The organism is Hydrogenivirga caldilitoris (genome assembly GCF_003664005.1).
GTDB classification, from domain to species: Bacteria; Aquificota; Aquificia; order Aquificales; family Aquificaceae; genus Hydrogenivirga; species Hydrogenivirga caldilitoris.
The window spans coordinates 1,087,225-1,110,930 of sequence record NZ_RCCJ01000001.1 but is presented as its reverse complement, the minus strand read 5'-3'; the positions used below and the strand labels follow the sequence as shown (position 1 = coordinate 1,110,930).

Here is a 23,706-nt window from a genome sequence, read left to right as displayed (position 1 = left end):
GGTTTAGATGGCTCACAAATTCAACCCCGAAAACGTGCATAAACTTGAGGACCCTTCAAGGCTTGAGCTCTTTGACCCAGAGAAGGTTTTAAAGGAGTTCGGTATAAGAGAAGGGTTAGTTGTACTTGACGTTGGTACCGGACCAGGATTTTATCTTCCTTACCTGTCTAAGCTCGTGGGAGATAAGGGCAAAGTCTATGCGATAGATGTTCAGGAAGAGATGATAAAGAGAGCTAAGGAGAGGGTGGAAAGAGATGGTTTAAAGAACGTAGAAGTTCTTAAGTCGGAGGAGACCAGGATACCTCTGCCCGACAACTCCGTTGATTTTATCTTTATGGCTTTTACCTTTCACGAGCTGGAAGACCCTAAAGCCTTTGTGGAAGAGCTAAAGCGGGTAGCAAAACCCTTTGCCTACCTGGCTGTAATAGACTGGAAGAAGGAAGAGAGGGATAAAGGACCTCCCCCAGAAGAGGTTCTCTCCGAATGGGAGATAGGGCTTATCTTAGATGATTCGGGGGTCAAAGTTGGTAGGGTGGTTGAGATAGGTAAATACTGCTTTGGTGTTTATGCTGTTTTCCCCCAGGAAGAGGAAAATCCCCTTATGAACGTTCCCTTCAGGATACCTCCCGGTATGGCTTGATATCCAAGAGTTCCGCTAGCTTTAGGCAATTATGGGGAGCGTAAGCGTTGTAGTCGTTGTTAAAGTAGGCGAAAACTTCCCTCGCCGAAGAGTTCCTTATTCTCTCTGCCCACTCCTTCAACTCCTCTTCCGAGTAGTTATATCTGTACCAGCCCTCTTTCCCGTGGAAGCGGATGTAGACTGTGTCGGAGGTTTGGATCAGAACCTCAGGAAACTTAGGTGAGCTGACAGAGCAGAAGGTGATATCCCTGTCTCTGAGAGCCTTATAAACCTCATCCCTCCACCAGCTTTCGTGTCTGAACTCAATTACGTTTTTGAAATCAGAGTCTAGCTGGCACAGGACTCTTTCAAGGTTCTGTTCTGAATACTTATAGGAGGGAGGTAGCTGGAAGAGGATACACCCAAGCTTCTCCCTAAGTCCCTCCCTTACCACACCGTAAAAGTCTCTTATCATATCTGCCACGTCTCTTAATTTCCTAACGTGTGTTATCGTTCTGTTCATCTTTACAGAGAATAAGAATCCTCTGGGTGTTTCCTTGTAAAACCTCCTCAGGTTGGAAACCTTGGGAAAGTTGTAAAAGGTGGAGTTTATCTCAACTGTGTTAAAAAGCCTGGCGTAGTAAGATAACCACTCTTTTGGCTGAAGCTCCTGTGGGTAGAATTTACCCTTCCAGCCCCAGTAAAAGTAACCGGAGCATCCTAAAAAGTAGACTTTATCTTCCTCCCGCAATTGCCGGCACTATGGAGAGAACATCTCCATCCTTTAATTCTGTATCCACTCCCTTAAGGAATCTTATATCCTCGTCATTCAGGTACAGGTTTACAAACCTTCTGAGTTCACCGTTCTCATCAAGTATTCTCTCCTTAAAGCCTGGGTAGAGCTCTTCAAGCTTCTCTACAGCTTCCCTGACGGTTTTTGCTTCAACCTCAACTTCCCCTTGCCCGTCGGTGAGTCTTCTGAGAGGGGTGGGTACTCTAACAGTTATCGCCATCTTTTCTTACCTCCTCAAACTTTAGCAAGAACCTTTTCCTTAAAATCTCTAAGGGTTGCCTGGATTCTAACAGGCTCGGAGAGATGACCATCAAGGACTTCCAGGGTCTTGTATCCGTTGCCAGTTATGTAGGCAACTACCACCTCGTCTGGGTCAAAGGCACCTTTCTGGGCTAGCTTCTTCAACACTGCTATGGTTGTACCTCCGGCGGTCTCGGTGAAGATGCCTTCTGTCTGGGCAAGTAGTTTCATCGCTTCAATTATCTCTCTATCTGTTGCTGTCTCCCAGTCTCCATTGCTCTCCTTAGTAGTTTGCAGAGCGTATATACCATCCGCTGGATTTCCTATGGCTATTGACTTAGCTATGGTGTCTGGCTTGACAGGTTTTATAAAGTCCCTGCCTTCCCTCCATGCCTGAGCTATCGGAGAACAACCCTCAGCCTGAGCCCCGTACATCCTCGTATTAACAGAATCTATTAGACCGACTTCCTTCATTTCCTTCAAGCCTTTCCATATCTTTGTGTAGAGAGAGCCTGATGCTGCCGGTGCAACGACCGCATCCGGAGCTTTCCATCCGAGCTGCTCCACAACCTCGTAAGCTAACGTTTTTGAGCCTTCAGCGTAATAGGGTCTTATGTTTATGTTCACGAAAGCCCAGCCAAGGTCGTTGGCTATCTCTGAGCAGAGCCTGTTAACGTCATCGTAAGTCCCTTCAACGGCAACAACTGTAGGATTGAAAACCAAACTCCCGTATATTTTTTGCGTTTCAAGGTTAGCGGGTATAAACACAAAACAGTTAAGTCCTGCCTGTGCACAGTGGGCAGCTACCGAATTGGCGAGGTTTCCTGTTGAGGCGCAGGCTGCGGTGTCAAAACCGAACTCTCGGGCTTTAGATATAGCCACTGAAACAACCCTATCCTTGAAGGATAGGGTGGGATGATTCACGGAATCGTCCTTTATGTATAGGTTTCTTAACCCAAGCACTTCACCGAGTTTTTCAGCTTTCTTTAGGGGTGTAAAACCAGCCGTTAAACCTACGGTCGGGTTCTCTACAGGCAGAAGGTCAACGTATCGCCATAGGCTCTTTGGACCGTTTTCTATCTTTTCTCTTGATACTCTTTTTCTTATTTCTTCATAATCGTACACGACCTCAAGGGGTCCAAAGCAAAACTCGCATACATGTATAGGCTCTACGGGGTAATCCCTGCCACACTCTCTACACCTGAGCCCTTTGACCTTTGCCAACTGTCCTCCTCCGGGAAAATGGATATTTTACATTATAAGCCAATGTAAAGGTAGCTTCAGGGTTAATTACCTTTCGTAAACTCGTGTTCAAATTCCCCCTTGTTCAATTTTTCTTTAATAACTCTCTTCAAGACCTTTCCTGTGGCGTTCTTAGGAAGTTCCTCCACAAAGATGAACTGTCTCGGTATCTTGTAGTTGGCAAGCTTCTCCTTCAAGAAGTTCCTCAACTCGGTTTCTGTGATACTCTCGCCCTCCGCAGGTTTTATGAAAGCTACCGGTATCTCCCCGTGGTGGGCGTCTTTCTTTCCTACCACAGCACAGAGCTCCACCTTAGGATGTAACATGAGAACCTCCTCCACCTCCCTCGGGTATATGTTCATACCCTTGCATATGATAAGGTCCTTCTTCCTGTCCACTATATAGATAAAACCCTCCTCGTCCACGTAACCGAGATCTCCCGTCCTGAGCCAACCGTTTACTATAGTGTTCTCCGTCTCATAAGGGTTCTTGTAGTAACCCCTCATCACACAATCCCCTTTAACGATTATCTCCCCAACTTGACCTACAGGGAGTTCCACGAGCTCGTCATCAACTATCTTGACCTCGTAGTCAGGCAGAGGAGGTCCCACCGAAAGGGGCTTCTGTTTGTGCGGAAGGTTTACGGAAACGACAGGAGAGCACTCGCTCAGTCCGTATCCTTCTAAAAGAACAGCCCTCTTGAACTTCTTCCTCATCCTCTCCAGGGTGCCTAAAGGCAAAGGTGCACCTCCGGAGACGAAGTACCTTATCCTGTTGAACCACATGAAGTACCAGGGAAGCTTTGCCTTGGAGAGGGCGTTGAAGACCTCCGGGACACCCATGAATACGGTAACCCTCTTTAACAAGGTCTGCTTTATCACGTTGGAGAAGGGCATTATGGACTTCACTATAACTATCGGGCTCGCGGTGTATAGGGGAAGAAGAACCGTGGCGATGAGGGTAAAGGCGTGGAACATGGGAAGGTAAACGATGAACCTGTCCTTGGGTTTTATATCGAAAACCTTGACTATGTTCTCTATGTTGGAAAAGATGTTCCTGTAGGTCAGCATAACCCCCTTGGGTTTTCCTGTTGTTCCAGAGGTGTAGAGCATAACCGCAAGGTCTTCAAGCTCTGCCTGAGGTGTTATGTGCTCGTAATCCTCTATCGTGAGACCCTCTTCAAAGCTCAGGTTTTTCTCGTCCAGACGCGGTGGGTTTTCTGCCCATATAAGTTTTTCAACTCTGGTGCTTCCTCCAATTCCCTCAAGTAGCTCTGCGAACTTTCCCTGAGTTATAACGAGCTTCGCTTCACAGTCGTTGAGTATGTACTCAAGCTCCGCTCTCTTCAGGAAGGTGTTGAGGGGGACGGGAACGGCTCCCAGCTTACCTATGGCAAGGAAGGCTATAACGAACTCCTTGGAGTTGGACATCAAGAGAGCAACGTTGTCCCCCTTCCTCACACCTACAAGCTCTAAATACCTTGCGAAGGAATCAACGTAGTGTTTAAGTTCCTTCCAGCGTATCTTTAACTTCTCTTCGAAGATTATAGGTTTCTTGGGAAAGCGCTTCGTGTTCTCTTCTATAACCTCATAGAAGTTTCTAAACCTGTAGGGCATGGCTTCACCCTCAGAAGGAGTATCCTATGGAAAGGGTGAGCATATGAGCGGAGATGTCTTTGAATTTTCCCTGTATCCTATCGTTGTTTACGCTTCTGTCCTTCTTCATGAAATACAGGTAAGCCACACCTATCTCCACCTTGGGCTCAGGTTTGTAAATGCCTCCGGCGGAGAGTATCCATCCGTCTGAGTCAGGGAGTTCAAATCCAAGCGTCCTTTCGGGAACAGGTGTTTCGTCGTAGGCTATGCCCGCCATACCGGTGAGTTTGTCGTTGAACTCGTGAAGGACCGCAAAGCGGTAGGTGTTGGTATCTTTCCAATCTTTGGGTTTAGCTTCACCAAAACTGCTTCCTTCAACGTTAGGGTCACCAAAGTTAAAGTCCAGCTTTTCATAGTCTGACCAGAAGGTTCTCTCGTAGGTTAGCTCAAAGGTGGTTTTGTTCCACTTGTAAGAAGCTCCCAGTCTCCACTCAGCGGGGAGGGGTATTTTTACATTTCCGGAAGTATCAAAGGAGTATATCGTAGGTGGGGGTCCGGGATTGGTAACAAAGTACCCGCTCGCGTCACCCTTTATCTTCAGATCAACTTTGGATCTGTATAGTGTAGAAATGGTTAACTCCTTTGTAGGTTTTACGGAAGCAGAGATAAACAAACCTGGTTTTATGGCCGTATCCCCGTCCATTGATATACTGTATCCTCCCCCAGGATGTGCGAACTCTACTTCTCCCCTGGAGTAAACCCCCCTGAGTCCACCACCTACAGATATAGACTCCGTTATTTCATAGGAAGCGGATAGGCTCGCCTCGTAAACTTCCAGATGAAAGTTCTTGGCGTATGCCTGAGCTATATTTCCTTCCCACTTCTTTGAAAGCCCTCCTGGTGTGGTGAAGGATAAACCAAACCTTAATTTACCTACCTTTGGACTTACATAGTGAAAGTAGGGGGCGAGAAAAGACTCCTTTTCAGAGGAAAAGTTTTGATTGGCTGTAAATGATGTTGTTGCAGGGTCTAAAGTTCTTCCGCTGAAGTCTATACTCGGGAGCACTATATATCTCATACCGACCTCTAAGCCCCATCCGTCCTTCATAAAGGACATGTTCGCCGGGTTGAAGTAAGCCGCGTCTGGTGCATTTGCAGAGGAGAAGTAGGCTCCCGCTGTTCCCGTTGAGCGAAGGGACTGCTCAGGTATCTTGTAACCGCCCGCCAGGGCGATTTCTGAAGCCAAGGAAATAGCGAATACTCCTGTAAGCACTTTTTTCATCTCAGTACCCTCCTTGGGATCTATCACGAACATTTTAAACAAGGAATAGCTGTGGCATACTAAATTTATGGACATCCTGAAAGGTCTCTTGGAGAAGAGCAACTCAAAGATACTTATGGTCGTCCTTGATGGGCTCGGCGGGCTCCCCGTAAAAGATGGTAAAACAGAGCTTGAACTTGCCAGGACTCCAAACCTTGATAAACTTGCCAAAAGCTCAGCCTTGGGAATGCATATACCTGTTGATTACGGTATAACACCCGGTAGTGGACCAGGACACCTCGGCATATTCGGTTATGACCCTCTAAAGTACCAGATAGGGAGAGGGATTTTAGAAGCCCTTGGTCTTGGTCTTGAAGTAAGGCATACGGATGTGGCTATAAGAGGAAACTATGCTACGGTTGAGTATGTGGACGGTAAGCCTGTAGTTAAGGATAGAAGGGCTGGGAGGATACCCACCGAGGAGAACAGGAGGATAACTAAGAAGATACAGGAGAACTTAAAGGAGATAGATGGCGTCCAGGTGATAATTGCTCCGGGAATGGAGCATAGAACAGCGATAGTGCTTAGGTTTCCAGAACCTTTACCGGAGGGAAGTGATGAGATAAACGATACCGATCCCCAGGAGGTAGGCAAGGAACCTCTGGAGCCTGTTGGAGGGAATCCAAATGCTCAAAAGGTAGCCCAGGTTGTTAAGAAGTTCATCGGGAAGGTAGCGGAGATTTTGAGAGACGAGCCTAAAGCCAATTACCTTCTCCTTAGGGGTTTTGCCCAGAAACCGAACATACCCACGATGGAAGAGCGCTTCGGAGTTAAATCTTGCTGCATAGCTGTGTATCCGATGTATAAGGGGCTTGCAAGTCTCGTGGGTATGGAGATAGTTGAGTTTGAAGGGACTACAATTCAATCTGAGATAGATACCTTGAAAAAGGTTTGGGAAGGTTATGAGTTCTTCTTCCTTCACATAAAAAAAACGGATTCCTACGGAGAGGATGGAAACTGGGAAGGTAAGATTTCCGTCATAGAGGACTTTGACAAACATTTACCTCAATTCCTTGAACTGAAGCCCGACGTCCTTGCCATAACGGGAGATCACTCAACCCCTTCCAAAATAAAGGGACATTCCTGGCATCCGGTTCCACTGCTTATACACTCACCTTATGTTCTGGGAGGGACTTCGGATAGACTCACAGAGCGCGAGTGCCTTAAAGGAGAGCTTGGGATATTACCAGCCGAAAAAATTATGAACTTACTGCTGGCTAACTCTCACAGGCTGAAGAAGTACGGAGCCTGAGAATGGAAGTTAAAGCCTTCTACTGGAAGGGAGACTACCTTCTCCTCCTTGACCAGAGGAAACTGCCACAGGAAGAGGTTTGGCTTGAACTCAGAGACCATATTCAGGTAGCTCAAGCAATAATAAACATGTCTGTCAGGGGTGCACCCGCCATAGGTTGTGTTGCCGCTTACGGATTCGTTCTTGGAGTTAAAAGGGGTGTTGATCCAAGGGAGGTTTATGAGGTTCTAAAGAGCACCAGACCCACCGCTTATAACCTCTTCTGGGCGTTGGATAGGATGCTCTCAGCTCTCAGCTCTGGAAAGGACATAGAGCAGGAGGCACAGCTCATAGAAAGGGAAGATTACGAAGCCAACAAAAGGATAGGAGAGCTTGGAAATGAGCTTATCCCGGAAGGGGCAAGGCTGCTGACTCACTGTAATACGGGAGCTTTGGCTACAGCAGGCTGGGGGACAGCTCTGGGGGTTATAAGGACAGCCCATTACTCAGGCAAGGGTATAAGTGTATGGGTTGATGAAACCCGCCCATACCTTCAAGGGGCAAGACTTACAGCCTGGGAACTTCTCAAGGAAGGCGTACCCCACAAACTCATTACAGACTCAACGGCGGGTTTCCTTATGAAGAAAGGGTTGGTTGACCTTGTGATAGTTGGTGCTGACAGGATTACAGCGGTCGGAGATGTTGCCAACAAGATAGGTACCTATTCCCTATCGGTTCTTGCCAAAGAGCACGGAGTTCCCTTTTATGTTGCTGCACCTTCCTCAACCTTTGACCTATCTACACGGAGTGGTGAGGATATACCGATTGAAGAGAGGGGCGAAGAAGAAGTTAAGAACTGTTTTGGTGCTGCGATAGCTCCTGGAGATACTCCTGCCCTCCACTTGGCTTTTGATGTAACCCCAGCAGAGAATATAACGGCAATAATTACGGAGAGAGGAATAATAAAACCTGTGAACGAAGAGAGTATACAAAGATGTCTCTCCTAAGCCTCCGTATGAGGGCTTCTTTAAAAGGAAAACACGTATCCGGGGGAGAGAGAATAATCACGGAAGAAGCGATACCTGAAGCTTTATGTGAGCTCCTAAAAAGACCCAGGGAGCACGATTTCTTGAAACTTACCCTGGAGAGAATAGGTGAGGTTGAGGTTCTTGAATACTCTCTTGCAGTGAGTTCCTTTGAATTTGCTTCGGTTGAAGAAGCTCGTAAGTTTGCCCTTGAAAAACTTGTGGAGATCGGAGTCCCGGAGAGCACGGTCAGAAGGGGGATTCAGCTTTTATCGGAGGGACCGAACCCAAGAGGTGGAAATACGAGAGGTGCTGTTCTCATGGACATAGAAACCGGTGAAAGGCTTGAGCCTGACCCCGAAAGGGGTGTAAGAACAGTTAGGGTTGATTGGAGAGACCGCTTCAAGGTTATGGAGCATTTGAGGAGGCAGGGCTTTACCGAGAGAACCCTTGATGCCCTTGCAATAGCTACGAAGAACGTTTATTGCGGTGTTGTTGCTGAGCTATGCTGGAGTGACGACCCAGACTACATCACGGGCTACGTTGCCTCCTCTAAGTACGGCTATGTGAGAATAACACCCCTCAAAGAAGAAGGTGACCCTTTCGGAGGTAGGATATACTTTATCAGGAGAGAAGGGGTGGGAGACCTGATAAGATGTCTGGAAGGAAAACCCCTGTTGATAGATTGCTTGCCTCCTTAATAGTCATTCTCCTTAGTCCGATAATTTTCATCGGTATTCCCACCAGACTTGCCTTCAACGAATGGTTTATAGATTGGGAGTACTCAAAGGTGAGCTTTCCTAAGGACAGATACGGTATGGAAGATGAATACAGAAAGTATCTTGCAAAGCTGGGACTGAGAGCGGTACTCTCCGATGAGGGTATGGAGGACTTTAAAAGGGCGAAGCTTCCAGACGGTAGGAGAGCTTTCAGGGAAAAAGAGATAAGGCATATGGAAGATGTTAAGAACTTCCTTGGTTTCTTTTTCCCTCTGGTTTACATATCTTCCTTCCTTTCCCTTCTTTGCCTGATTTATCTGAGGGATTTCAGAATGGTTGGAAAAACCCTTGCACTCTCCTCCCTCTTTACCCTGTGCCTTACCCTTTTGATTGGAGGCTTCTCAGTAACGAATTACGAGCTTGCCTTTGAGCTTTTCCACAATTATGTTTTTGACCCATACTCCTGGAAATTCAATTACACGGACACACTGCTGAGGATATATCCCATGAAGTTCTGGTATGACGGAACTCTCTTCGTACTTGCATCGGCGGGAATGTTGTGCCTGTTTTCACTACTGCTCGGCTTTTTACTTCTTAGATATAGGAGATAGTTTTCAGGTAAGACTTTATCTGCTGGGGGTCAGCTATAAGCTCTGTCACTGTTCTCTTTTCTTCACCTTCACCCCCACCTTCTCTTACTTCTTCAATAAGCTTGTAGTCTTGCAGTACACCCGCTTTCGCCAGGTTGTTCAGGGCTGTTATCACCTTTTCTATATCAAGTCCCGTTTCTAAAGCAGCCGTTGAGAGGTCAAAGCTGATTTTGGCGTTCTCTCCAAAACTTTCCTGAACGTTCCCTTCCCTTATCTTGTCAATTATGTAATTACCCATAACTATCATGAGTTTTGAGTTTATCGCGTTTATTAGCCTCCTGTTTAGGTTATAGAGCCTCTTTGTAAGAATCCCGATTAGGTAGGAGGAGACCTCGGGGATACTGCTTATGACCTCAAAGAACTCTTCCTTCCCAAAGCTTATAACCTTGAGGTCTGATACTGCTCTGACGGTTGCCGTCCTCTCAACTCCCATAAAAACTCCCATTTCGCCGATTATTGAACCTGGTCCTGCTGTTCCGATAAGGACGTCGTTCCCCATAGGGTCTTTTTTGGTCACGTTCACGTAACCCTTCTCAATTATAAATATCCTGTCCGACTCCTTCCCTTCCTCTATGAGTATGTCACCGAGGTTGTAGGTCTCTTCCTTTCCTCTGTTTTTGAGAAGGTTGACAAGCTCTTCGGTAAGCTTTGTGGGTTCCATAATTCCCCTCCTTTCTATATTATAATTTCATCGCCATCATCAAGGATTTTTACAGTGGGAAGCGTAGCTCTTATCTCCTCCCTCAGCTCCTCCAAGGAGTTAGGTTTCAAGTGCATTATGTAAATTTCCAGGTCATCCCTTTCAAGGTATTTTAACTCTTCCCTCAGAGTTTTGGGTGTATGGTGTTTGCTCACCTCGGCGAGGTTATGCATATAACTCGGAAACGAAACCTCTGTGATGAGGACCTTTATCTCCCTATCCCTGTTCAGTATCTCCCATACAGCCGGGTTGCGGTATGTATCACCCGTGAAAAGGAAGCCTACACCATTTTGCTTCACCACATAGCTCAGGGTAGGAACAGTGTGGTTGCTCAGGAACACGTATATGTCAAAGCCGTTCGTGTGAAAGCTCGTTTCTGGCAGAAGCTCGTAGTAATTCACGGCGTAGTCTCCAGAGTTTATAAGTCTTATGGAGCTGAACTCCGGCCAGATATTCCAGTTCATAATGTAATCCTTGACCGCCTCTATGGTCTCTCTGTGCCCGTAGATGTTGAGGGGTTGCTCCCTGAACCGGAACGTGTAATCTATCATGAAGGGTATGTCCACTATATGGTCAAGGTGTGCGTGGGTGAGGAATATGTTGTTCACCTGTATACACCTTTCTCCCAGGGAGCGCATTATGTTTCCAGCGTCTATCAACGTATCCTCAGAAATCTGGATACAGGTAGTTCCGAGGTCTCCAAAGCGACCTCCGTAAGCACCCAGAATTTTGACCTTCATCACTTTTCCCTTGCGACGTATATGCCTTTCCAGTTCTTTGGAGGCTTTTCAATCATCTCTCTGCACCTTTTTAGGAGCACGAAACTTGGTTTATCACCGAACCTCATACTTACCTCCTCAAATAGCAACATGGCACTTTCAAAGTTTCCGGCAAAGTACTGCTCAAGGGCTTTTTCAAACCTTTCTGCCTTTTCCCTGTTCTCTTCCGTATCCTCAAGGAGCTCATATATTTTCACGGCTTCCCTTCTTCCCTTTACCACTACCTTATCAAGTGCTCTCGTCAGGAAGTTATCTACAAGTTTTTCTTTCGTGTATTCGCTGATGATTATTCTCGTACCGTATAGCTTGTTCAGGCTTTCCAATCTGGAAGCGAGGTTAACCGTATCACCTATCGCTGTGTAATCAAACCTCTGTTTGGAACCCATGTTCCCAACCACGGCTTCCCCCGTATTTATACCTATACCTATATCAAGGGTAACACCGAAGGTCTCTTTAAAGGTGTGATTAATACCCTTGAGAGCTTTGACCATCTCAAGAGCTGACTTACAGGCTCTGTCCGCGTGCCTATCAACATCTACAGGAGCGTTGAATATAGCCATTATTGCATCACCTATGTACTTATCAAGTGTCCCTCCTTGGGACAGGATTATGTCCGTCATGGGTGTGAGAAACTCATTCAACAGGTTTACGAGCTCTTCTGGTTTAAGATTCTCAGAGAGTGAGGTGAACCCCCTGATATCTGAGAACAGAACGGTTATCTCCCTCTTTTCACCTCCAAGACGCAGCTTGTCTGGATTTCTCGTTATTATCTCAAGGAGCTGGGGAGATACATAGCTGCTAAAAGCCTTTCTAAGCTCCCGTATGTTCCTCTCAGCGGTGATTATCTTAAGCCCCTCTTGAGATATAAGAGAAAGGATTAGGGCAAGAAGAGGATAGGATAGGTTGAGGTCATAACTCCCAAGGGAGAAGAGTCCGTAAGACACGGTTGGGTAGCAAACCAGCAGCGTGGTGTAGAAGAAAAATCTGTGAGCAAACTTCCTTATCGTAATTAACAGAAAGGGAATACCTGCCATTAGGTATATGATGGATAAGTCCAGGTAGGGGCTTTGCTTTATGAAGTGGAACTCCTCAAAGTTTGAGAATGCGAACGCATGTAGAAAAACCCCTGGCATAACCGGGTCAAGCGGTGTGGGTCTTACATCATATATACCTATCTCAGTAGCACCTACAAAGACCGCTTTTCCTTCAATCTTCTCTCTCGGAACCCTCCCCTCAATTATGTCAACGGCTGATACAACCTTGAGCTCGTCTGGGTCATAGAAGTTTATTCTGTGAAATCTCCCTTCGTAAATTGGGACCTCTTCCCCTTTGAAGAGGAGTTTATCTATACCTCCTTCGGAAAGTTCCATGTGTATGTCCTTCCCTTCGTAAAAGCGTAATGCTTGAAGGGCAAGGGGAAGATATACACTCCCCCTAAATAGGTGGGCGAGGGTATACTTTCTGTATATGGCGTCAACGTCCGGCTCCGCATTCAGGTATCCTGCACTCAGCGCACCAGACATAAACTCCGGCAAACTCAACTCCACATAGGGTATATCTAAAAGCCCGACTTTCTTGGTCTTCAGTGTGTACCTCAGGAACTCGCTTTCCCGTAGGAGGTTCAATGCGTAAGGGTCTTCCTTTTGGGTTGAGTTTAACCGAAAGAAAAAACCTAATACCACGTTTCCAGCCTGAGCTATACTCCTTGCAAGCTCCCTATCACTCTCTTCATTCTCAGGCTCGGAAAAAACGATGTCAAGGGCTGTTACCTTTGCAACGGACAACTCGCTTATGAGCTTGGCTATAACCTTTCTGCTCCAGGGCCATCTCCCAAGCTTGTTTACACTTTTCTCGTCAATGGCAACAACTACAACCTTGTCTGTTGGTTTTGGACTCTGCCCAAGGGACTTCCTCACGTAAAACTTAGTGTCTTCAATCCTCAAAGAGACACGCTCTATGAGGGCAGGTTTTAGGACATAAATAAGAGCCAAAACCCCTCCCACAAGAAAGAAAGCTAACAACCTGTAAAGCACTAAAATTAAAATAAACCATACTATCGTATCCTTGAACAGGGGATAAACTATTCCTTATGGAAGTCAGGGAAAGGGTAAAAAACCTCTTGAAGGAACTTATAAGTATAAGGAGCGTATCGGGAGAAGAAAGGGAGATACAGGAATTCATAGAAAACCGTTTGAACAGGGTGGGGATTAAGCTTAAAAGGCAGGCGGTTGATAAGGACAGGTTCAACCTTGTGTATTTAAATGACTCACCCTACGTGATATCCTGCCACGTTGATACGGTTCCACCTATTGACATGGATGGTGCTTTTGAGCCTAAAGAAACGGACGGTCGGATATACGGAAGAGGAGCAAGCGATGTCAAAGGAGCTCTCTCTGCCCTCCTCACGGCTGTTGAGCTCTTTAAGGAAAAGAACCAGGAAAAGGAACTTCCTGTTTCTCTTGCCTTTGTGGTTGATGAGGAGACAAACTCAGCTATAGGTTCTCAGAAGGTCGTTGATGTCCTTGGTAAGGATAGGCTTTGCCTCGTCCTTGAACCGACTTACGGGGCTCTCTGCACGGCTCAGAACGGAGCGGTTGAGTTCTCTCTTAGGGTTGAGGGGGAAAGTGCCCATGGCGCTGAATTTGAGAAGGTTGAAAACCCTATAAGGGTTTGTATGGAGCTCATATACACCATAGAGAACAGGCTTTCTAAGCCAGTAAACGTGCTTATGCTTCATGGAGGCGACGGTAATTACCTTGTCCCGAAGAGTTGTGAGGCTCTGCTTGAGGTAAAGCTATGGGCTGGAGAAAGCTGGAGGGAAGTTGAAGAAAGGATAAGGGAGGCTATAAAGGAGGTCAGAACCACCTGCAGGGTGCATTACACTTTGGAGGATGCCGAAGACTTCTTGGAGTTTAACTATGAAGGATTGCTTGACAAGCTGAGCCTTGCTTACGAGAGAGCTCTGAATAAAAAGCCTGAGTTGGGAACCATGCCCTCCTGGACCGACGGAGCTAACTTTCACAGAGCTGGATATCGTTGTGTGGTATTTGGATTTGGAAGTTTGAAAGACAGTCATACTGCCAGGGAGAGCATAGCCATAGATGAACTTGAAAACATGACTCTCCTCTTTTTGGAACTCTTTGAGGTGCTCAGATGAGGATAGTTTTTAAGGTGGGTTCAAACCTCCTTCAAACGGAGAGGAACGATATTGACCTTAAATTTATAGCGAAACTCGCAGAGTCCTTCAAAGAGCTCAGGGAAAAGGGAGACCAGTTGCTCCTCGTATCCTCAGGAGCTGTCCTGTGCGGGGCAAAGAAACTCGGATACGGAGAGAAGCCTAATGAGCTTACACTGAGGCAAGCTCTTGCCGGTATAGGTCAGGCGTACCTTATGCACCTGTATGATACGGTTTTCTCCAACTACGGACTAACTGTAGCTCAGGTCCTGCTCACCAACGATATTTTTCGCAAGGAGAATGAAGACAGGTTTGCCAACGCCCAGAATACCCTTGAGAAGCTTCTTGAACTTGGAGTAATTCCAGTTGTGAACGAGAACGATACGGTGGCGGTGAGTGAGCTTGTTTTTGGAGATAATGACTTCCTGTCAGTATACGTGAGCTATATGCTTAAAGCTGACCTCCTTGTGATTCTGTCCAGTGCCGGAGGGCTACTTGATGAGGAGGGCAACTTGGTGCAAGAGGTAAGGGATATGGAAGAAGCCTTCAGGTTTGTGAAGGGGACCGGAAGCAAGTTTGGAAGTGGGGGAATGAGAAGTAAGCTTGAAGCTACAAGGCTTGCTGTATCAATAGGCATACCCGTTATCATAACGGGGAAGGAGGACAACCTCGTTGAGGTAAGGGAGTTAAAAACCGCTGGGACCCTCTTCAGACCGGTTCAGAGGAGGCTCAGGGGGAGACTTAAATCCATCGCCATGATAGAGGAACCTAAGGGTGCCATCGTGATAGATGACGGAGCTGTTGAGGCGTTGAGGAAGGGTATGAGCTTACTACCGGCTGGTGTTATAAGGGCTGAGGGGAGCTTCTCAGCAGGTGATGTGGTTAGCGTTATGAACTCTGAAGGTATCGTCATAGGAAAGGGCAGAGTGAACTTCTCTAAGGATGAGATTGAAAAGGTTAAGGGGCTGAAAGGAGCAGAGGTAAAAAAACTTTTAAAAACTCAGAAGGAGGAGGTTATACACAGGGACCATCTGGTAGTTTTTCAATAGTATAGGCTGTAAAACACGAGACCTATGTACTCCCTCACGGCTATTGAGGAATCATAGAAAACGCTGTACTTAGGAAACATACTGTATAGGTTGTACTTTCCCTCAAACTTAAAGTCGGTGGGGTAGGGTTGTATCTCAAGTCCTGTTTTCTCAAACACAGAGAGAGCCCTCCTCATGTGAAAGGCTGAAGTAACCAAAATTAAACTCCTGCAACCAATTCTTTTACATATACCCAGGACGTACTTGGCATTTTCAAAGGTGTCCCTACTTTCCAGGTCTGCGTATATATCCTTCTCCTCCACACCGAACTCCATAAGGAGCTCTTTCATAACCTTTGCCTCTGGGATAACACCTATAGCCGCTCCTCCGGAGAGGATAATAGGCTTGCCTGTTTTCTTATGGAGGAGGAAACCGGTAATGAGCCTCTTGTAAGAGCTCGCCTTCAGATAACCTGAGTTGTAGGCTCCCCCTCCGAGGACTACTATAGCATCTCCCCTTACAACCTTTGGGGTCTTAAAGGGGCTTTCCAACGGGTATAGGAGCAGGTCTTTAAAAGGTTCTATGGAGAGCAGGTAAAGGGATAGGGCTCCAGCCAGAGCAGGTATGTAGACAATCTTTCTCTTGCGACTTAAAACGGCTATGAAAAGGAATAGAGCTATGAATATACCGGGTGGAAGTATCAGGTAAGAGATGAATTTCTTTAAGAAGAACATGTCTAACGTTTCTTACGGACAGCTATTATCACATTCTCCACACCAGCTTTCTTGGCGGTGTCCATTACGTAAACGACAAATTTGTGTTTTGTGTCTTCATCGGCTTCAATTATCAGATATTGGGGCTTCTTATCGCTCAGGAACCGCTCTATGGTTTTTATATCTGTGGGTTTCCCTTCTAAAAGCAGGGCTCCCTTCTGGGTAACCTGAACCCTTGCTGCTCTTATCCTCTGGGTTTCACCCTTTTCAGCCTCAGGGAGTTTAACGGCTATGAAAGTTAAGGGTGATTGGAAGGCAAGGACAGCAAGGAACAAGAACACCGCAAGAAGAGTATCAACGAGAGGGACAACGTCTATATAGGCTCTCTCATCAGCGCCAAAGCGGGCTCTCTTTCTCAGGTTCATAAGTTACTCCAACAGGTCTAATATCTCACGAGCTTCCTTCTCAACCTTTTCAATTATGTCGCTTCCGAGATTTCTAAATATCCAGTAGGCGAATAGGGCAGGTATAGCCACTATCAATCCTGTGGCTGCAGCTGTGAGTGCTTCCCCTATCCCTGATGCCAAAAGCCTAAGTGCTTCTTCCGTTTGAACGGAGGCGTAAGCTGAAAACACCTTTATAAGACCCGTTATAGTTCCGAACAGACCCAACAGGGGAGCTATGGAGGCTATTGCGGAAAGAAGCATAAGGTTCTTCTCAACTGCCGGAACTACAGCCGAGAGCTCCCTTTCGGCGATTGCCGTGAGTTCAGGTTTTCTTCTGTTTCCCTTCAGGTACTCTTCAAGGGTCGTTTTTAAAGCTCTTGAGAATATGTCCCTGTTAAGGGAAAGCACCTTGTAGGCTCCGTCAACATCCATCTTCTGGAGAAGAAGCTTAACCTCATTCAGGTTAGAGGGTAAGAAAGAGCCCACCCTTAAGTTTATTACCCTCTCAATTATGTAAACCCACGATAGCACCGAGAGTATGATCAGGGGGTACATAACTATACCACCCTTCCTTATGAGCTCAAACACCTGTCCTAAAGCTCCCTCCATCACTTCTTCACCTCACACTTGGGTAACTTATTCTTCAATATATTAACCTTTTTTATGTCCTTCTTGGTAAGGTAGCGGGAGTCCAGCTTAGCCAGTAGGCACGATGCATCCTTACGGGCGTTCATTGATAGAAGTATATCCACCGCCTCAAGGATACTTCTGTTGTAGTAAGGTTGAATTCCCTCTGCGGAGAGAACGACCTCAACGAAATACTCAAGGGCTTTATTCTTATCCGTCTTCTTTTGAATGAGTCCAAGCAGATAGAGTGCCCTTGCTCTCACCTTCGGGTTCTGGCTATCTTTCGCTATCGTCAGGTACTTTCTGCCCTTGGTTTTATTGTAAAGCTCCATAGCCTTATCTCTAAGCTCCTGATCAGACGGATTTTCCTTGATCAGCTCATCAAAGAGCTTTATCGCCTTCTCTATATTCTCGGATAGGTATATGGATAGGGCTTTCTTTCTGTCATCAAAGTCTCCGGTACTCAGAAAATCTGCGAGCTTTTCAAACTCCTTCTTTTCAAGATACAGGCTCATAAGCATGCCTGTGGCTTTCTCTTTGTCCTCACCTCTTCCCTTCAGAATCGCTTCCTTCAGGAGGTCCTCCTTCTTTTTGGGGTCCTCCTCTATCTGAGCTAATCTTATAAGAGCCTTGGCTCTGTAGTTTTCTTTCTCAAGTAGTTCTTCAAGTATACTTCTGGCTTCTTCCCTTCTGTTCTCCTTTATATACATGCCCGCAAGCTGGTACTTGAGGTCGGTTATCATTGGGGAACCAGGAAACTTACTTTCAAAGTCCCTTACGAGCCTTTCAAGGTCTTTGGTTGGTTTCTGTAGCTCTATTTGGGCTAAGGCGAGGGTTGCATCTAAGGCTTCAGGGGAGTCCGCGTAAAAGGTAAGTATCTCCTTATAAAGCTCCTTTGCCCTTTCATATTCACCGAGGTTATAGTAGGAGTCTGCAATTCTCAGGAGTGCCCTGCTCTTGTATTCTTTGTTTTCAAGGAGTTTGTTGAAGTAGTTTATAGCCTCCTGATACTTCCCCTCAATGAAGAAGCTCATCCCCGTAAGGTATATCTCCTCACCGCTCTGGTCTGTGAGAAACTCCCTTGCAAGAGACCCGTTCCCTAAAGAGATGGCAGCCTTTGCCTTTAAAAGCCTGCTCTTTAGGTCTTTAGCTTCACTTATGACCTTTAGAACTTCCGGATACTTGCCCGCGTTGAAGAGGGCTAAAGCCCTGTGATAGGGGTCGTCAAAAAGTCTGTAAGCTTCCATCCAGTTCTCTTTCCTGAAGGCGAGCCACCCTTTATACTCCTTGTAAAGTTTGGGATATTTGTCCTTTATCTCGGACAGGACTTTCTCCATCTCCCCGTCCTTCCCAAGCCAGTAAAGGGTTTCCAGTAGCCATGTGTAGTAGCCTTGATCCCTTTTCTCCACTTTTTGAAGAGACTCATAGGCTCTCTGATAATCTCCCTCCTTGATGGCTGCGTAAGCAGCAATTAGATACTCCCCAGCCTTTGTTAACTCGGCATAGGCTAATCTGTAATCTCCCCTGTTGTAGGAGTGAACTCCTGCGCTCCTGAGAGCTTCCTTTGAACCCGTTACCTCATAGGCGACCTTGGAAAAGAGGACGTCTTCCTGGGAGAGCATCAGAAACAGATGCTGAGCGTAGTTACTGTTTGATACCTCAAGAAGAGAGGCGAGCTTGTACGCCTCTTCTTTCCTGCCTTCCTTGAGGGCTATCACCCCAAGATAGTATAGAGCCTCCTCCCTGTAAGGACTCAGAGGTTTGCTGTATCTCCTGAGTATGCTCTTAGCCCCACCGAGGTCTCCTGAATTCATAAGCACTATAGCTTTCCTCAACTCCGTGCTTTCCCTGTAGTCTTCGTTTACCCTCCCTTCCGCAAAGTCCTGAACGTACCTGCAGTAATTTACGAACACGACACCCTCACAGTATGGGGCTTTTATGCCTGAGGAGGTTTTTATCTCGTAAACCCTGCCCCATAGCTCCGGCTCTTCGGTTTCAACCGGTTCTCCTTTCAACTTGAACTCAAGAGCGTACATAGACTCGCAGGCTGCCTGTTTAAAGGGATGTTGTGCTGAGCAGGAGCTTTGGAAGAACTTTAGGGCTTCCTCCTCCCTGTTGGTTTTGGAGTATATAAGCCCAAGCATGTACTCTGATTGGGGAACAAAGGCAGAACTCTGGAGGGATAGAACATCCAGGAATCTACTTTCCGCCCTCTTTAGGTTCCCCTCAACGTAGTGTTTTAGTCCGGCTATGTAGTAGGTTTTATCCTTAGGTTCTCCACACCCGCCTCCCTCCTTAGGTATATCTATGGGCGGCTCCTCTATCGTCTTTGGTGGTTCAAGCAACTCTCCAGAGAGGTCAAGGGGTGGTATGTCCCCTTTAAGGGAGACCGTATCCGGAGGCATCAAACGTGGCTTTTCCTCAGCGACCCTCCCTATAACCTTCACCTTCAGGCTTATACTTTCACTCAAGTTTGAGCCAAGGGATAAGGAGGCCACCAGAAGTATAAAACTAAAGAGCTTTATGGGCTTGTACATACAACTCCCCCAGATGACAAGTTATGTTCAGCTTCTGTAAAACGTTCCTTTCATCTTCCATAATAACAACAGAGTATGAAGCGTTGTCACAGCCAAAGCTCCAGAACTTGGAAAGGTCTATGTCCAGAAGTGCACAGTACATACACCTTATCGGTACAGTGTGGGAAACCACGATCACTGTTTCATCTTCATGTTCCTTCCTAACGTATTCTAAGAAGTCCTTTACCCTTCTGAAGACATCTTCAAGGCTTTCTCCGCCTTCAAACTTCACCCTGTGGGGTTCTTTAAGCCACATCTCAAATTCTCTGGGATACTTCTCCTTCACCTCATCAACTAGCATGCCTGACCAGTTCCCGTGGTCTATCTCTATCACCCTATCCTCCCTGTGCAGGGGTACTGCAAGCTTGTCGGATATTATCTTGGCAGTTTGGAAGGTCCTCTTGAGGGGGGACGAATATATCCGAGAAACTTTCTCCTTCTGGAACTCATATGCGAGAGCTTCTGCCTGAGCCTTTCCTCTTTCCGTAAGTTCGGGGTCAAGGAGACCCTGATAACGTCCTACGGGGTTCCATTGGCTCTCAGCGTGCCTTGCTATTATGAGTTTCAGCATTCGTCAGGGTTTATATTTTATCAGAAGTCAGGAATGGCAAGGGAGGGCTTCTTGCCCTCCCAACTGCTTAGCTAACCTGACCCATCTTCCTTGCGATTTCCACGAGTTTTGCGATCCTCTTCTCGGTGGAGGGATGAGTTGAGAATAGCTCCATTATTCCCTCTCCCTTGAGAGGATTCTCTATAAACAGATGGGCTGTCCCTTCGTTGACAGGAGCAGGAACCCGTGTCACATAGTTGTGTATCTTTTCAAGGGCTTTTGCAAGGGACAACGGGCACCCACATATGTAGGCTCCTGTCTCATCGGCAAGGTATTCCCTTGAACGGGATATAGCCATCTGTATTAAGGCGGCTATTATAGGCGTAATTATTATCATTAGTATGCTACCTACTATTGAGAGTGGATTATTGTTCTCCTCGTCCCTTCCCCAGCCGAATATCAGAGCCCACTGAAGCCAGTGAACTATCATGGATATTGCGCCTGCTATGGTAGCTGCTATTGAAGCTACAAGAACGTCTCTATTCTTTATGTGGGCAAGCTCATGGGCAAGAACACCCTTTAACTCCTCCTCATCAAGTATGTCAAGGATACCTCTGGTTACAGCCACCGCTGCGTGTCCCGGTCCTCTTCCAGTGGCGAAAGCGTTAGGCTGTTCCATAGGAACAAGGTATATAGGGGGTTTGGGAATGTTAGCTCTCCTTGCAAGCTCCTCCACTATCCTGTGCAGCCACGGTGCCTCCTCGTAGCTTATCTCCTTAGCTCCGTACATTGATAAAACTATCCTGTCCGAGAACCAGTAAGCCATAAAGTTCATGACAGCGGCTATCAAGAAAGCCACTATTACGCCGGTCTGCCCTCCTATCAGGTTTCCTATAAAGAGCAGTATGCCGGTAAGTAGTCCGAGGAGCAACACTGTCCTCAGCATGTATCCCATGTTTATAAACCTCCTTCCTGTGGTTGTAATTCCCTTTACGGGGATTTATATTTATTCTACGGCTATTGAGAAGTCAAGAGGAAATGACGAGTAGAGTTGCCTTAGAAGAGAAGATAGACCTCGGAAGGTACGACGAGAGGTTCTACGCCATAGTTGGTAGGGGCGATGAGAACATAAAATACTTCTCAAAGCCCTTTGATGTTCGTATCATTCCAAGAGGCACCGAGCTTATAATCAAGGGTGAAGACGACAAGGTGAGGAGGTTCACTGCCTTCCTGAAAGCCACGATGCTGAGGCTTGACAGGGAAAGGCTTACATCAAAGGAAGTTAGGGAGTATGCCAAGGACTTCCTTGAGAAGGCGGAGGGACACGAGAATATCCCTGAGGAGGAAGGGGAGATAATCCTTGTAACCCATAGAAGAAGGGCGATAGCACCAAAAACCCCTACCCAGAGAAGGTACGTACAGGCAATAAAGAGCAACGACGTGGTCTTCGGAGTTGGACCCGCGGGGACAGGTAAAACTTATCTGGCAATGGCTATGGCACTTGCCCACCTTAAGGAACAAAAGGTTAACAAGATAATACTTACAAGACCTGCCGTAGAGGCGGGTGAAAAGCTTGGATTTTTGCCGGGAACCATAGCCGAGAAGGTAGACCCCTACCTGAGACCCCTGTACGACGCCCTCTATGACATGGTTGATTACGATAAGGCTATGTATATGCTTGAGAGAAACATAATAGAGATAGCGCCCCTCGCATTCATGAGAGGTAGAACGCTGAATGACTCCTTCATAATCCTTGACGAAGCCCAGAACGCAACCAAGGAACAGATGAAGATGTTCCTGACCCGTATAGGTTTTGGTTCAAAGGTGGTTGTTACCGGTGACATAACCCAGATAGATCTTCCCAAGAAAGAGCATTCCGGGCTTGTGGAAGCTTTAAGGGTATTAAAGGGTGTTCCAGGGATAGATTTCGTCTGGTTCTCTCAGGAAGACGTAGTCAGGCACCCTATAGTAGCCAGGATAATAGAGGCTTATGAGGCTCATGAACGAGATAGCGATAAAGTTGAAGAGAAGAAAGCTCAGGAAGAGGTGGCTGAAGGAGAGAGCTGAGCTTATCCTGGACATCTTAGGGGTTAAAGACTCTGAGCTGAGTATCCTGATAACGACCGATGAAGAGATTAGGGAATTAAACAAAGCGTACAGGGGGAAGGACGAGCCTACGGACGTTCTCTCCTTTCCTATAGGAGAGAAAGTGGGGGACAGACTCATATTAGGGGACGTGGTTATCTCCCTTGATACAGCTAACAGGCAAGCTTTAGAGTGGGGATGCGGTCTTGATGAGGAGGTTGAAAGGCTTCTGGCTCATGGAATCATACACCTGCTCGGTTACGACCATGAGCTGGGAGGTGAGGAAGAGAGGAAGTTCAAAGCCCTTGAGGAGAAAGTTAATGCTGAACTCAGAAGAGGCTAAGGAGTTAATCCACCTCGGTAGAAATGCGGTTTTAAGCGTTTTTAGGGGAGGGAAGTTAATAGTCCCTGAACCCATCAAGGAAAGATACCCCTACAAGAGGGGAGTGTTTACCACCCTGCTCACCTACCCGGAAAAAAACTTGAGAGGCTGCATAGGGGTTCCCTACCCTCAGTACCCCTTATGGTATGCTGTGATTTACTCCTCTGTCAGTGCAGCCTTTAAAGACCCCCGTTTTCCACCCCTAAGGGAGGAGGAGTTAGGGGAGATCGTCTGGGAGCTTTCAATACTTACAGAGCCGGAAGAGGTACCAAAAGAACTGTTACTTGATAGTATATGTGTGGGTAGAGACGGGCTCATAGTTGATTTGCATGGTATCAGGGGATTACTCCTACCACAGGTAGCACCCAGGTACGGGTGGGAACCTATAGATTTCCTTGAGAATACTTGTCTAAAAGCCGGTCTTGACAGAGATTGCTGGAAGGACCCGGATACCAGGGTCTTCAGATTTGAAAGCGAGATATTTGAGGAGGTTGAACCGTGGGGAGAAGTCAGGAAGATAGAAGCTCTGAACTGCGGATAGAAGAGCTTAAGAAAATTCAGCTTGAGTGTGCAAGGAGAGTAATCGGCAGGGACGACTTTGAAAAGCTCCAAACTGTAGGCGGTATGGACCTTACCTTTGAAAGCGTGAAGGAGAACCCAACCAGAGCCTGGGCGAGCCTTGTAGTCATTGATATAAGAACCTTAAAACCCATATACAGCTTGGTGGTAGAGGATATGGTGAGCTTCCCTTACATCCCAACTTTTCTGGCTTTTCGTGAGATGCCTTTACTTCTAAAGCTATATGAGAAAACCGAGGTTAAACCGGATGTATATTTTATAGATGGGCAGGGGACAGCACACCCCCGTGGATGCGGAATAGCTTCCCACTTTGGAGTTGAAACGGGAGAGGTTAGTGTTGGAGTTGCAAAAACCAGACTCTTTGGGCACTACAAAGAACCCGAAGAGAGGAGAGGGGCTTATTCATACCTCAAACATGGAGAAAGAGTGGTGGGAGCTGTGGTCAGAACGAAGGACAAAACCGCACCTATCTTCGTATCTGTGGGTCATAGGATAAGTCTTAAAACTGCTATAAACTTGGTTCTGGAAACATCAAGGTATCGCATACCCGAACCGACTAGACTTGCCCATAACTTACTTCAGCAGGTTAGAAGGAGAAGCCTTTTCGGTGCAACTTAAGAAAATTAGAATA

25 protein-coding genes are annotated in these 23,706 nt (G+C 46.7%); 11 read left to right on the top strand and 14 right to left on the bottom strand.

What is annotated here, in order from left to right:
• The first annotated feature begins 7 nt into the window (after positions 1 to 7).
• Complete coding sequence (locus BCF55_RS06045) at positions 8 to 640, top strand: class I SAM-dependent methyltransferase (RefSeq protein ID WP_121011469.1); 633 nt, start codon at positions 8 to 10, stop codon at positions 638 to 640.
• Here the strand turns inward: BCF55_RS06045 and BCF55_RS06040 are convergent.
• From BCF55_RS06040 to BCF55_RS06020, 5 genes are all read right to left on the bottom strand, one after another.
• Positions 615 to 1,370: a DUF72 domain-containing protein gene (locus tag BCF55_RS06040; protein ID WP_121011466.1), complete on the bottom strand. Its 756-nt coding sequence runs from the start codon at positions 1,368 to 1,370 to the stop codon at positions 615 to 617. The genes BCF55_RS06045 and BCF55_RS06040 overlap by 26 nt on opposite strands.
• The gene (locus BCF55_RS06035; RefSeq protein WP_121011463.1) at positions 1,354 to 1,632 is read right to left on the bottom strand and encodes a ubiquitin-like small modifier protein 1; all 279 of its coding nucleotides are present in this window, start codon (positions 1,630 to 1,632) and stop codon (positions 1,354 to 1,356) included. Before BCF55_RS06035 ends, BCF55_RS06040 begins: the two co-directional genes overlap by 17 nt.
• 14 nt (positions 1,633 to 1,646) lie before the next feature.
• On the bottom strand, positions 1,647 to 2,876 hold the full coding sequence (thrC, locus tag BCF55_RS06030; protein WP_121011461.1) for a threonine synthase: 1,230 nt from the start codon (positions 2,874 to 2,876) through the stop codon (positions 1,647 to 1,649).
• 62 nt (positions 2,877 to 2,938) lie between these two features.
• Entirely contained in the window at positions 2,939 to 4,510 is a 1,572-nt protein-coding gene (locus tag BCF55_RS06025) for a fatty acid--CoA ligase (RefSeq protein ID WP_121011458.1), read from the bottom strand.
• 10 nt (positions 4,511 to 4,520) lie between these two features.
• Positions 4,521 to 5,771 (bottom strand): OmpP1/FadL family transporter, encoded by a 1,251-nt coding sequence (locus BCF55_RS06020; RefSeq protein ID WP_121011455.1) that lies wholly within the window; start codon positions 5,769 to 5,771, stop codon positions 4,521 to 4,523.
• A gap of 67 nt (positions 5,772 to 5,838) precedes the next feature.
• Here BCF55_RS06020 and BCF55_RS06015 point away from each other — a divergent pair, with 67 nt between their 5' ends.
• Genes BCF55_RS06015 through BCF55_RS06000 form a run of 4 tightly spaced genes read left to right on the top strand, consistent with a single transcriptional unit; the run spans position 5,839 to position 9,396 of the window.
• Positions 5,839 to 7,062, top strand: coding sequence for a 2,3-bisphosphoglycerate-independent phosphoglycerate mutase (locus BCF55_RS06015; RefSeq protein WP_121011452.1), 1,224 nt, complete (start codon positions 5,839 to 5,841; stop codon positions 7,060 to 7,062).
• A gap of 2 nt (positions 7,063 to 7,064) precedes the next feature.
• Positions 7,065 to 8,048 (top strand): S-methyl-5-thioribose-1-phosphate isomerase, encoded by a 984-nt coding sequence (gene mtnA, locus BCF55_RS06010; RefSeq protein WP_121011435.1) that lies wholly within the window; start codon positions 7,065 to 7,067, stop codon positions 8,046 to 8,048.
• Complete coding sequence (gene bioW / locus BCF55_RS06005; protein ID WP_121011432.1) at positions 8,036 to 8,767, top strand: 6-carboxyhexanoate--CoA ligase; 732 nt, start codon at positions 8,036 to 8,038, stop codon at positions 8,765 to 8,767. The genes mtnA and bioW overlap by 13 nt, the downstream gene beginning before the upstream one ends.
• A complete protein-coding gene (locus BCF55_RS06000) occupies positions 8,722 to 9,396 on the top strand; it encodes a TIGR01906 family membrane protein (protein WP_121011429.1) in 675 nt (224 codons plus the stop codon). Before bioW ends, BCF55_RS06000 begins: the two co-directional genes overlap by 46 nt.
• Here the strand turns inward: BCF55_RS06000 and BCF55_RS05995 are convergent.
• From BCF55_RS05995 to BCF55_RS05985, 3 genes are read right to left on the bottom strand one after another with little or no spacing between them, the layout of a single operon-like run.
• The gene (locus BCF55_RS05995; RefSeq protein WP_121011426.1) at positions 9,380 to 10,096 is read right to left on the bottom strand and encodes a Crp/Fnr family transcriptional regulator; all 717 of its coding nucleotides are present in this window, start codon (positions 10,094 to 10,096) and stop codon (positions 9,380 to 9,382) included. The genes BCF55_RS06000 and BCF55_RS05995 overlap by 17 nt on opposite strands.
• A 14-nt stretch (positions 10,097 to 10,110) precedes the next feature.
• A complete protein-coding gene (locus tag BCF55_RS05990; RefSeq protein ID WP_121011423.1) occupies positions 10,111 to 10,875 on the bottom strand; it encodes a 3',5'-cyclic-nucleotide phosphodiesterase in 765 nt (254 codons plus the stop codon).
• Positions 10,875 to 12,947: a CHASE2 domain-containing protein gene (locus BCF55_RS05985; RefSeq protein WP_121011420.1), complete on the bottom strand. Its 2,073-nt coding sequence runs from the start codon at positions 12,945 to 12,947 to the stop codon at positions 10,875 to 10,877. The genes BCF55_RS05990 and BCF55_RS05985 overlap by 1 nt, the downstream gene beginning before the upstream one ends.
• 56 nt (positions 12,948 to 13,003) lie before the next feature.
• Between BCF55_RS05985 and BCF55_RS05980 the strand changes: the two genes are divergently transcribed.
• Positions 13,004 to 14,071, top strand: coding sequence for a M20 family metallopeptidase (locus tag BCF55_RS05980; protein WP_121011417.1), 1,068 nt, complete (start codon positions 13,004 to 13,006; stop codon positions 14,069 to 14,071).
• A complete protein-coding gene (gene proB / locus BCF55_RS05975; protein WP_121011414.1) occupies positions 14,068 to 15,138 on the top strand; it encodes a glutamate 5-kinase in 1,071 nt (356 codons plus the stop codon). Before BCF55_RS05980 ends, proB begins: the two co-directional genes overlap by 4 nt.
• On the opposite strand, the gene BCF55_RS05970 is transcribed toward proB, so the two are convergent.
• The 6 genes from BCF55_RS05970 to BCF55_RS05945 all read right to left on the bottom strand — a co-directional run bounded on the left by BCF55_RS05970 (position 15,132) and on the right by BCF55_RS05945 (position 20,984).
• Positions 15,132 to 15,851 (bottom strand): YdcF family protein, encoded by a 720-nt coding sequence (locus tag BCF55_RS05970; RefSeq protein ID WP_121011411.1) that lies wholly within the window; start codon positions 15,849 to 15,851, stop codon positions 15,132 to 15,134. The genes proB and BCF55_RS05970 overlap by 7 nt on opposite strands.
• Positions 15,852 to 15,853: 2 nt before the next feature.
• Positions 15,854 to 16,255, bottom strand: a complete 402-nt coding sequence (locus tag BCF55_RS05965) for an ExbD/TolR family protein (RefSeq protein ID WP_121011408.1) — start codon at positions 16,253 to 16,255, stop codon at positions 15,854 to 15,856.
• A gap of 3 nt (positions 16,256 to 16,258) precedes the next feature.
• On the bottom strand, positions 16,259 to 16,885 hold the full coding sequence (locus BCF55_RS05960) for a MotA/TolQ/ExbB proton channel family protein (protein WP_121011405.1): 627 nt from the start codon (positions 16,883 to 16,885) through the stop codon (positions 16,259 to 16,261).
• Positions 16,885 to 19,440, bottom strand: a complete 2,556-nt coding sequence (locus BCF55_RS05955) for a tetratricopeptide repeat protein (protein WP_121011402.1) — start codon at positions 19,438 to 19,440, stop codon at positions 16,885 to 16,887. The genes BCF55_RS05960 and BCF55_RS05955 overlap by 1 nt, the downstream gene beginning before the upstream one ends.
• Positions 19,415 to 20,050 (bottom strand): phosphoserine phosphatase PspA, encoded by a 636-nt coding sequence (pspA, locus tag BCF55_RS05950; RefSeq protein WP_121011399.1) that lies wholly within the window; start codon positions 20,048 to 20,050, stop codon positions 19,415 to 19,417. Before pspA ends, BCF55_RS05955 begins: the two co-directional genes overlap by 26 nt.
• Positions 20,051 to 20,117: 67 nt before the next feature.
• The gene (locus BCF55_RS05945; protein WP_121011396.1) at positions 20,118 to 20,984 is read right to left on the bottom strand and encodes a zinc metalloprotease HtpX; all 867 of its coding nucleotides are present in this window, start codon (positions 20,982 to 20,984) and stop codon (positions 20,118 to 20,120) included.
• Between the two features lie 83 nt (positions 20,985 to 21,067).
• Here BCF55_RS05945 and BCF55_RS05940 point away from each other — a divergent pair, with 83 nt between their 5' ends.
• From BCF55_RS05940 to BCF55_RS05925, 4 genes are read left to right on the top strand one after another with little or no spacing between them, the layout of a single operon-like run.
• Positions 21,068 to 22,096, top strand: a complete 1,029-nt coding sequence (locus BCF55_RS05940) for a PhoH family protein (protein ID WP_121011393.1) — start codon at positions 21,068 to 21,070, stop codon at positions 22,094 to 22,096.
• Complete coding sequence (ybeY, locus tag BCF55_RS05935) at positions 22,020 to 22,457, top strand: rRNA maturation RNase YbeY (protein ID WP_338033025.1); 438 nt, start codon at positions 22,020 to 22,022, stop codon at positions 22,455 to 22,457. Before BCF55_RS05940 ends, ybeY begins: the two co-directional genes overlap by 77 nt.
• Entirely contained in the window at positions 22,435 to 23,037 is a 603-nt protein-coding gene (locus BCF55_RS05930) for a TIGR00296 family protein (RefSeq protein ID WP_121011387.1), read from the top strand. Before ybeY ends, BCF55_RS05930 begins: the two co-directional genes overlap by 23 nt.
• Positions 22,995 to 23,693, top strand: a complete 699-nt coding sequence (locus tag BCF55_RS05925; protein ID WP_245960410.1) for an endonuclease V — start codon at positions 22,995 to 22,997, stop codon at positions 23,691 to 23,693. Before BCF55_RS05930 ends, BCF55_RS05925 begins: the two co-directional genes overlap by 43 nt.
• The last annotated feature ends 13 nt before the right edge of the window (positions 23,694 to 23,706 follow it).

Excerpts from the sequence above, each read along its gene's own strand:
- BCF55_RS05965 (WP_121011408.1), bottom strand. The coding sequence starts at position 16,255 with ATGAACCTGAGAAAGAGAGCCCGCTTTGGCGCTGATGAGAGAGCCTAT.
- BCF55_RS06025 (WP_121011458.1), bottom strand. The coding sequence starts at position 4,510 with ATGCCCTACAGGTTTAGAAACTTCTATGAGGTTATAGAAGAGAACACG.
- pspA (WP_121011399.1), bottom strand. The coding sequence starts at position 20,050 with ATGCTGAAACTCATAATAGCAAGGCACGCTGAGAGCCAATGGAACCCC.
- BCF55_RS05980 (WP_121011417.1), top strand. The coding sequence starts at position 13,004 with ATGGAAGTCAGGGAAAGGGTAAAAAACCTCTTGAAGGAACTTATAAGT.
- proB (WP_121011414.1), top strand. The coding sequence starts at position 14,068 with ATGAGGATAGTTTTTAAGGTGGGTTCAAACCTCCTTCAAACGGAGAGG.
- BCF55_RS05995 (WP_121011426.1), bottom strand. The coding sequence starts at position 10,096 with ATGGAACCCACAAAGCTTACCGAAGAGCTTGTCAACCTTCTCAAAAAC.
- ybeY (WP_338033025.1), top strand. The coding sequence starts at position 22,020 with ATGAGGCTCATGAACGAGATAGCGATAAAGTTGAAGAGAAGAAAGCTC.
- mtnA (WP_121011435.1), top strand. The coding sequence starts at position 7,065 with ATGGAAGTTAAAGCCTTCTACTGGAAGGGAGACTACCTTCTCCTCCTT.
- BCF55_RS06035 (WP_121011463.1), bottom strand. The coding sequence starts at position 1,632 with ATGGCGATAACTGTTAGAGTACCCACCCCTCTCAGAAGACTCACCGAC.
- BCF55_RS05930 (WP_121011387.1), top strand. The coding sequence starts at position 22,435 with ATGCTGAACTCAGAAGAGGCTAAGGAGTTAATCCACCTCGGTAGAAAT.
- BCF55_RS05945 (WP_121011396.1), bottom strand. The coding sequence starts at position 20,984 with ATGGGATACATGCTGAGGACAGTGTTGCTCCTCGGACTACTTACCGGC.
- BCF55_RS05940 (WP_121011393.1), top strand. The coding sequence starts at position 21,068 with ATGACGAGTAGAGTTGCCTTAGAAGAGAAGATAGACCTCGGAAGGTAC.
- BCF55_RS05955 (WP_121011402.1), bottom strand. The coding sequence starts at position 19,440 with ATGTACAAGCCCATAAAGCTCTTTAGTTTTATACTTCTGGTGGCCTCC.
- BCF55_RS06020 (WP_121011455.1), bottom strand. The coding sequence starts at position 5,771 with ATGAAAAAAGTGCTTACAGGAGTATTCGCTATTTCCTTGGCTTCAGAA.
- BCF55_RS06015 (WP_121011452.1), top strand. The coding sequence starts at position 5,839 with ATGGACATCCTGAAAGGTCTCTTGGAGAAGAGCAACTCAAAGATACTT.
- BCF55_RS06045 (WP_121011469.1), top strand. The coding sequence starts at position 8 with ATGGCTCACAAATTCAACCCCGAAAACGTGCATAAACTTGAGGACCCT.
- BCF55_RS05970 (WP_121011411.1), bottom strand. The coding sequence starts at position 15,851 with ATGTTCTTCTTAAAGAAATTCATCTCTTACCTGATACTTCCACCCGGT.
- BCF55_RS05960 (WP_121011405.1), bottom strand. The coding sequence starts at position 16,885 with ATGGAGGGAGCTTTAGGACAGGTGTTTGAGCTCATAAGGAAGGGTGGT.
- BCF55_RS06000 (WP_121011429.1), top strand. The coding sequence starts at position 8,722 with ATGTCTGGAAGGAAAACCCCTGTTGATAGATTGCTTGCCTCCTTAATA.
- bioW (WP_121011432.1), top strand. The coding sequence starts at position 8,036 with ATGTCTCTCCTAAGCCTCCGTATGAGGGCTTCTTTAAAAGGAAAACAC.
- BCF55_RS05990 (WP_121011423.1), bottom strand. The coding sequence starts at position 10,875 with ATGAAGGTCAAAATTCTGGGTGCTTACGGAGGTCGCTTTGGAGACCTC.